Below are 6925 nucleotides of genomic sequence, written 5' to 3'. Positions count from 1 at the left end.
TTTTCAATTCCGCCTGCGGCGGACCTTCATTTGCTTAGGGTTGATCTGTAAGGAGCGGCCCGTAGCACACAAAATGCCACGGGCCAATATGTTTTAGTTTAGGCGTACTTCTTGATCACTTCGTCGGCGACGTGCTGCGGCACGGGCTCGTAGTGATCGTAGACCATGGTGAACTGGGCGCGGCCTTGCGACATGCCGCGCAGGGTGTTCACGTAGCCGAACATGTTGGCCAGCGGTACGAAGGCGTCAACGACGATGGCGTTACCGCGCATGTCTTGACCCTGGATCATGCCACGGCGGCCGTTAAGGTCGCCGATGACCGAACCGAGGTATTCTTCCGGCGTCACGACTTCGACCTTCATGATCGGTTCGAGCAGCTTAGGTCCGCCCTTTTCACGCAGTTCCTTGAAGGCAGCGCGCGAGGCGATTTCGAAGGCGAGGACCGAGGAGTCGACGTCGTGGAACGCGCCGTCGATCAAGGTGGCCTTGAAGTCGATCAGCGGGAAGCCGGCCAGCAGACCGTTTTCCTTGGCGGATTCGATGCCCTTGGTGACACCCGGGATGTATTCCTTCGGAACCGCACCACCGATGATGGCGGATTCGAAGACGTAACCCGTGCCGGGCTCGCCCGGTTCGAAGACCAGCTTGACGCGGGCGAACTGGCCCGTACCACCGGTCTGCTTCTTGTGGGTGTAGTCGATTTCAGCCTTGCGGGTGATCGATTCACGATAGGCAACCTGCGGCGCGCCGATATTGGCTTCGACCTTGTAGGTCCGCTTCAGGATGTCGATCTTGATGTCGAGGTGCAGTTCGCCCATGCCCTTCAGGATGGTTTGGCCCGACTCGTGGTCGGTCGAAACCGTGAAGGACGGATCTTCGGACGCCAGCTTGGCCAGGGCAACGCCCAGCTTTTCCTGGTCGGCCTTCGACTTGGGCTCGACGGCGATTTCGATAACCGGGGCCGGGAATTCCATGCGCTCCAGGATAACCGGCGACTTCAGCGGATCGCAGAGGGTATCACCCGTGCGGGTGTCCTTCAGGCCAGCCAGGGCGACGATGTCGCCAGCATAGGCTTCCTTGATGTCTTCGCGGTTGTTGGAGTGCATGAGCAACATGCGGCCAACGCGTTCCTTCTTATCACGGGTCGAGTTCAGCAGACCCATGCCGGTTTCCATCTTACCCGAATACAGGCGGCAGAAGGTCAGCGAGCCAACGAACGGATCGTCCATGATCTTGAACGCCAGAACCGACAGGGCTTCATCGTCCGAGGCTCGGCGGGTGACTTCTTCTTCGGTCTTGTAGTCGATACCCTTGGTGGCCGGGATATCGGTCGGGGCCGGGAGGTAATCGACGACGGCGTCGAGCAGGGTTTGAACGCCCTTGTTCTTGAAGGCCGAACCGCAGAGGATCGGATAGAAGGCGCCGGTGAGGACGGCCTTACGAATGCACTTCTTGATGGTCGCTTCGTCCGGCTCGTTGCCTTCCAGATAAGCTTCCATGGCTTCGTCGTCGAGTTCGACGGCGTTGTCGATCAGATATTGACGGGCTTCGTTGGCCTTTTCGACCAGATCAGCGGGGATCGGCTCGTCCTTGTAAGACGCGCCCAGGCCGTCATTGTCCCAAACCACGGCGGTCATGCGAACGATATCGACGAGGCCCTTCAGGTTCGATTCCGAACCGATCGGGAATTGGATCGGCACAGCCTTGGCGCCGAGGCGATCACGGATCGATTGGACCGACTTGTCGAAATCGGCGCCGATCTTGTCCATCTTGTTGACGAACACGATGCGCGGCACGCGGTACTTGTCGGCCTGACGCCAAACGGTTTCGGTTTGCGGCTCGACACCGGCGTTGCCGTCCAGAACGGTGACGGCGCCATCGAGGACGCGCAGGCTGCGCTCAACTTCGATGGTGAAGTCGACGTGACCTGGGGTGTCGATGATGTTCAGGCGCTTGCCTTCCCAGAAGGCGGTGGTCGCAGCGGAGGTGATCGTGATGCCACGCTCCTGCTCCTGCTCCATCCAGTCCATGGTGGCGGCGCCATCGTGCACTTCACCAATCTTGTGGCTCTTGCCCGTATAGTACAGGATGCGCTCGGTGGTCGTGGTCTTGCCGGCATCGATGTGGGCCATGATGCCGAAGTTGCGGTAGTCTTCAATCTTGTGACTGCGGGGCATTGGGAAGCCTCAAAACTTTCGGGAACAAATGTGGTTTCAGTTGCAAAGTCGCGGGCGGTTTAAACCAAACCGCCCGCGCCTCAAAGCAATATTTTTGCGACAGCGAAGCCGTCCCCTTCGCGATTACCAGCGGTAATGCGAGAAGGCGCGGTTGGCTTCGGCCATCTTGTGCGTGTCTTCACGCTTCTTGACGGCGGTGCCGCGATTGTTGGCAGCGTCGAGCAGTTCGGCGGCCAGCTTTTCAGTCATGGTGTTTTCACCACGCTTGCGGGCCGAGTTGACCAACCAGCGGATGGCCAGGGCGCGACGGCGGTCCGGACGGACTTCGACGGGGACCTGATAGGTCGCACCGCCGACGCGGCGCGAACGGACTTCGATCGACGGGGCGACGTTATCCAGGGCCGCATGGAAGGTCTCGATCGCAGTCGAGTCCTTCTTCTTGGCTTCCAGGATGTCGAAGGCGCCGTAGATGATGTTTTCAGCAACGGCCTTCTTACCTTCGTACATGACATAGTTCATGAACTTGGTGACGACCAGATCGCCGAACTTGGGATCGGGTAGAACTTCACGCTTCTCGGCGCGGTGACGACGGGACATGGATAGTTCTCCTTACTTCGGACGCTTCGCGCCGTAGTGCGAACGGCGTTGTTTACGGTTCTTGACGCCCTGGGTATCGAGGACGCCGCGCAGGATGTGGTAACGCACGCCGGGCAAATCCTTGACGCGGCCGCCGCGGATCAGAACGACGGAGTGTTCCTGCAGGTTGTGGCCTTCGCCGGGGATGTAGCAGACGGCTTCGATCTGCGAGGTCAGGCGCACCTTGGCGACCTTACGCAGAGCGGAGTTCGGCTTCTTCGGCGTCGTGGTATAGACGCGCGTGCAAACGCCGCGGCGCTGCGGGCAGCCCTTCAGGGCGGGAACCTTGTTGCGCTTCGGCTTCGGCTGGCGGGGCTTGCGGAGCAGCTGGTTGACTGTGGGCATCGGACTCGATGGCTTTCTTCTGTATGACCTGTGCCGTTTGGCCGGGCGATCATAGGTTTTAAGGAGTCTCGTGAAGAGACGGCTTCAAATTTTTGAGGCTCGATTCAAACAAACACAAAAGCCGCAACCTGCGCTATGGAGGTTACGGCGGGGACACAGCCCCTGCATATATCTGGATCGAGACGGACGTTTGACGGGCCACCTCGAAAATGGTTCGCGGGCTATAAAGGAAGCGCACAGCAAGGTCAAGGCCGTATACGGATTTTGCCGCGCCGTCTTCCGGATTACGCCATTCGCGTGAAGTCATGAAAAAATAAAGGCATGATGCGGATGTTGAGGCTGCGCCGGCGAGACTCGCATTTCCTCTTTATATTTTTTGCTGAATAAATTTATTATCGATACTAACTGTTTCCCGAGCCTAATAGCGAGCCCCACCCCGTAACGCGCATGCGACTTCTCGAAGCCCTCCGTACGCACACCCGACACCCGCATGATGCGCTACACACCCACCCACTTCTGACGGGTCTGTCACCGGACCAGACAGACGGTCGGACCATCACCCTGCGTGACTTCCAGCATATTCTTCTTGCCTTCGAGGCATACTATACGCACGCAGAAGCCGCCTGTGTCGTGCATTGGCCCGACGATGGCGGAGATCAGGCACCGAATGCCCCCGTGCTGAGTTGGTTGGCCAGCGATCTGGCGCAACATAGGCTGGATAGCTGGGCCACGCGCATCGCTTTCAAGCATCCGCCCATCGATACGCCGTCGAAACTGGTCGGTTACCTCTACACAAAACAGGGATCGACCTTGGGTGGTCACGTCATTTCAAAGCACCTGGAACGACGCCTCGCCCTTATTCCGCGTCTCGATCAGTGGTTTTTCGCGGGCTACGGCTCCCACAATGGCGCGCAATGGAAGCTGTTCCTTGATGTGCTGGATCGGCATTCCGAAACGCTGTCACACAGCGAAGTGATACTGAGCGCCCGACAAGCTTTTGAGAATATAAATTATTTTTGCGACACCGTTTACAATATGATCAAGACAGAGACCCTTTATGAAGCTTGAGCCCCGTGTAGAATTGAGCGAGACGGAGCTCGAAGAGGCTTTGAAGGAATGTGCGCGCGAGCCGATCCATATACCGGGCTCGATCCAACCCTATGGCATGCTGTTCGTTCTTGAAGGCGATGACCACCGCGTCATTCAGGTATCGAACAATGTCCAAATCTGGCTGCCGCAAACCACGGTCGACGACGTGCTGAACCAGCGCCTTGCCGATATTATCGGCCAGGAACAGGCGGAACAAATTCGCGAGGTCATCGTCGAACGCAGCCTGATGCCTATTCAATCAACCATTATCAAGATCGACGATTTATGGTTCGACGCGGTTGCGCACCGCGCCGGCGACAATATTGTGGTGGAACTGGAAATCGTCGACGACAAGAAGGCGATGGTGCGTGACTTTTTCTACGACGAACTGCGTGATTTCGCGGTCGGCCTGCGCAACGCCACTACCCTGCCTGATCTCTACGACTTCGTGACGGGCAAGATACGCGAGATTACCGGTTTCGATCGGGTCAAGCTCTACAAGTTCGACGAAAACTGGAACGGCGAGGTCGTGGGCGAGGCCAAGGCCGAATATATGCCAAGCTATCGCGGTCTGCATTTTCCGGCCACGGACATACCGGAGCAGGCGCGTAAGCTCTACATGACCAATTACATTCGCCAGATCGCGGACGTGAATTACGCGCCGGTCCCTATCATCCCTCAGGTCCATCCCGACACCGAACTACCGCTCGATATGTCGTTGAGCGTCCTGCGTTCGGTCTCCCCAATCCATGTCCAGTATCTGGCCAATATGGGCGTCTCGGCCTCGATGTCAATTTCGGTCATTCAGGACGGCAAGCTTTGGGGACTGGTCGCCTGTCACCATAATGTTGGATATCATGTGCCCTACCGTGTCCGCATGGTGTCCGAAATCATGGGCCACATCTTCTCGGCGCAACTCTCCTCCATGGAGGGCCTGCGAGACCGCCAGGAGCAGGAAAAGCGCAATCTGATTGTCGAACGCCTGACGGCCGGACTGAAAACAGACTTCAATCTGGAAGAATTGCTGAAAGGACGTCAGACCCTGGCCTTAGGCGCGCTCAACGCCTCCGGCATGGTTGTCATGACGCGAAAGCGCCTGCTCCGCTTTGGCGAAACCCCTTCAGAAGACACCATTCACCAATTGGCGGACTGGATACAAAATCAGACCAACGGCATTTATTCGACCCAGGAAGCCGACATTGTGCTGGCCGATGTGCCCGGTCTCGCACATCTGAAGGGGGGCTTTCTGGCGGCGCCGATCAGCGCCGCCAAGAAAGATTACATTATCTGGTTCCGCGGCTCCGAGCAGCAGCAGGTCAGTTGGGCCGGCACCCCGGAAAAACAGTCCGTCAAGACCAAGGCTGGTTACAGGCTGATGCCACGCTCCTCTTTCGAGCTGTGGAAGCAGACGGTGCAGCATCGCTGCCGACCATGGACACGCGAAGACGTCGAGACGGCGCAAAACATCGTCCAGGTCGTGCTGGAAGGGGAGCGCCTGTCGGCGGAGCACGCCAACGTCGCCAAGACTGAATTTTTGGCCAATATGAGCCATGAGTTGCGGACACCGATGAATGCCATCATCGGCATTGTCTCTTTGCTCGATCGCGGATCACCACTCGATGAAAAACAGAAAAAGCTGCTCAGCGTGCTGCGTCTATCGTCTGACTCGCTGCTCAACCTGATCAACGACCTGCTCGACGTCGCCAAGATAGAAAGTCATGAGCTTATGCTGGAGTCCCAGCCGGTCAACCTGGCAGATATCGTATCGGAGGTTGGCTCAATCATGAGCGTGAGGGCGGCCGAGAAGAATATCATGCTCAACATCAAGTGCGGCCCGCGCAAGGACTTCGATATCTACGGCGATCCCATGCGGTTGCAGCAGGTCGTATCCAATCTCGTTTCCAACGCCGTGAAATTCACCGACGAAGGTTTCGTCAACATCCTGGTCAAAAGCGAAGCCATGACCGATGGCGCTCGCAGACTGACCCTGGATGTCGTCGATTCCGGCATCGGCATGACGGCAAAGCAGGCCGACAAGATCTTCGAAAAATTCACCCAAGCCGACCCCAGCATTTCCCGCCGTTATGGCGGCACAGGTCTCGGCCTGGCGATTACGAAGCAACTTGTCGAATTGATGAACGGGACCATCACGGTCCAGAGCCGCGAAGGTATGGGCAGCCGTTTTTCCGTAACCTTCTTGGCCAAACCGGTGGAATCTGCCGGCCTGGAAGGTCCGTCAAACGACGTGTCACCATTACCCGTTTCCCGCCGGGACAATGCGCGCGGCCGGGTGCTATTGGCCGAGGACTATGAAGGCAATATCATCGTCGCTCACGCTATTTTGGATGATCTCGGGTTTGATGTTGCCGTCGCGCGCAACGGGCGCGAGGCTGTAGAAGCTGTAGCGGCCAATGCGTTCGATATCATTCTCATGGACGTACAGATGCCCGAAATGGACGGATATGAAGCGACGCGTCGCATTCGCGGCGCAGAAGGGGATGGTAAGGCCATCCCTATCATAGGCGTCACCGCCAACGCCCTGACTGGGGATCGTCAGAAGTGTCTCGAAGCCGGTATGGATGACTATATTTCAAAGCCATTCAGCGCGGCGCAACTCGATCATATGATTAACAAGTATCTGCCGGAGGCTGAACAGACTGCGGAATAAGATAAGGCGG

The 6925-nt window shown here is 57.5% G+C and carries 5 protein-coding genes; 2 read left to right on the top strand and 3 right to left on the bottom strand.

Going from position 1 to position 6925, the window contains the following annotated elements; all coding sequences use genetic code 11:
* Window positions 1-98 precede the first annotated feature (98 nt).
* The 3 genes from fusA to rpsL form a co-directional block, all read right to left on the bottom strand.
* Window positions 99-2177: an elongation factor G gene (gene fusA, locus RCJ00_RS20570; RefSeq protein ID WP_316224277.1), complete on the bottom strand. Its 2079-nt coding sequence runs from the start codon at window positions 2175-2177 to the stop codon at window positions 99-101.
* Window positions 2178-2300: 123 nt separating this feature from the next.
* Window positions 2301-2774 carry a 30S ribosomal protein S7 gene (rpsG, locus tag RCJ00_RS20565; RefSeq protein WP_316224275.1) on the bottom strand — a complete coding sequence of 158 codons (474 nt, stop codon included), beginning with the start codon at window positions 2772-2774 and terminating at the stop codon, window positions 2301-2303.
* A 12-nt stretch (window positions 2775-2786) separates the two neighbouring features.
* Window positions 2787-3158, bottom strand: coding sequence for a 30S ribosomal protein S12 (gene rpsL, locus RCJ00_RS20560; RefSeq protein WP_023459505.1), 372 nt, complete (start codon window positions 3156-3158; stop codon window positions 2787-2789).
* A gap of 447 nt (window positions 3159-3605) precedes the next feature.
* Between rpsL and RCJ00_RS20555 the strand changes: the two genes are divergently transcribed.
* Together RCJ00_RS20555 and RCJ00_RS20550 are read left to right on the top strand one after the other, a co-directional pair.
* The gene (locus RCJ00_RS20555; protein WP_316224272.1) at window positions 3606-4226 is read left to right on the top strand and encodes a biliverdin-producing heme oxygenase; all 621 of its coding nucleotides are present in this window, start codon (window positions 3606-3608) and stop codon (window positions 4224-4226) included.
* Window positions 4216-6915 carry an ATP-binding protein gene (locus RCJ00_RS20550; protein ID WP_316224270.1) on the top strand — a complete coding sequence of 900 codons (2700 nt, stop codon included), beginning with the start codon at window positions 4216-4218 and terminating at the stop codon, window positions 6913-6915. Before RCJ00_RS20555 ends, RCJ00_RS20550 begins: the two co-directional genes overlap by 11 nt.
* Window positions 6916-6925 lie beyond the last annotated feature (10 nt).

Origin of the sequence: Asticcacaulis aquihabitans, from assembly GCF_032490435.1 — a bacterium.
Taxonomy (GTDB): Bacteria; Pseudomonadota; Alphaproteobacteria; order Caulobacterales; family Caulobacteraceae; genus Asticcacaulis.
The sequence above is the reverse complement of the archived record's forward strand: the minus strand, read 5'-3'. Positions and strand labels throughout refer to the sequence as shown.

Bases quoted from the DNA above. Each gene is read 5' to 3' on its own strand.
- RCJ00_RS20555 (WP_316224272.1), top strand. From the start codon at position 3,606: ATGCGACTTCTCGAAGCCCTCCGTACGCACACCCGACACCCGCATGAT.
- rpsG (WP_316224275.1), bottom strand. From the start codon at position 2,774: ATGTCCCGTCGTCACCGCGCCGAGAAGCGTGAAGTTCTACCCGATCCC.
- fusA (WP_316224277.1), bottom strand. From the start codon at position 2,177: ATGCCCCGCAGTCACAAGATTGAAGACTACCGCAACTTCGGCATCATG.
- RCJ00_RS20550 (WP_316224270.1), top strand. From the start codon at position 4,216: ATGAAGCTTGAGCCCCGTGTAGAATTGAGCGAGACGGAGCTCGAAGAG.
- rpsL (WP_023459505.1), bottom strand. From the start codon at position 3,158: ATGCCCACAGTCAACCAGCTGCTCCGCAAGCCCCGCCAGCCGAAGCCG.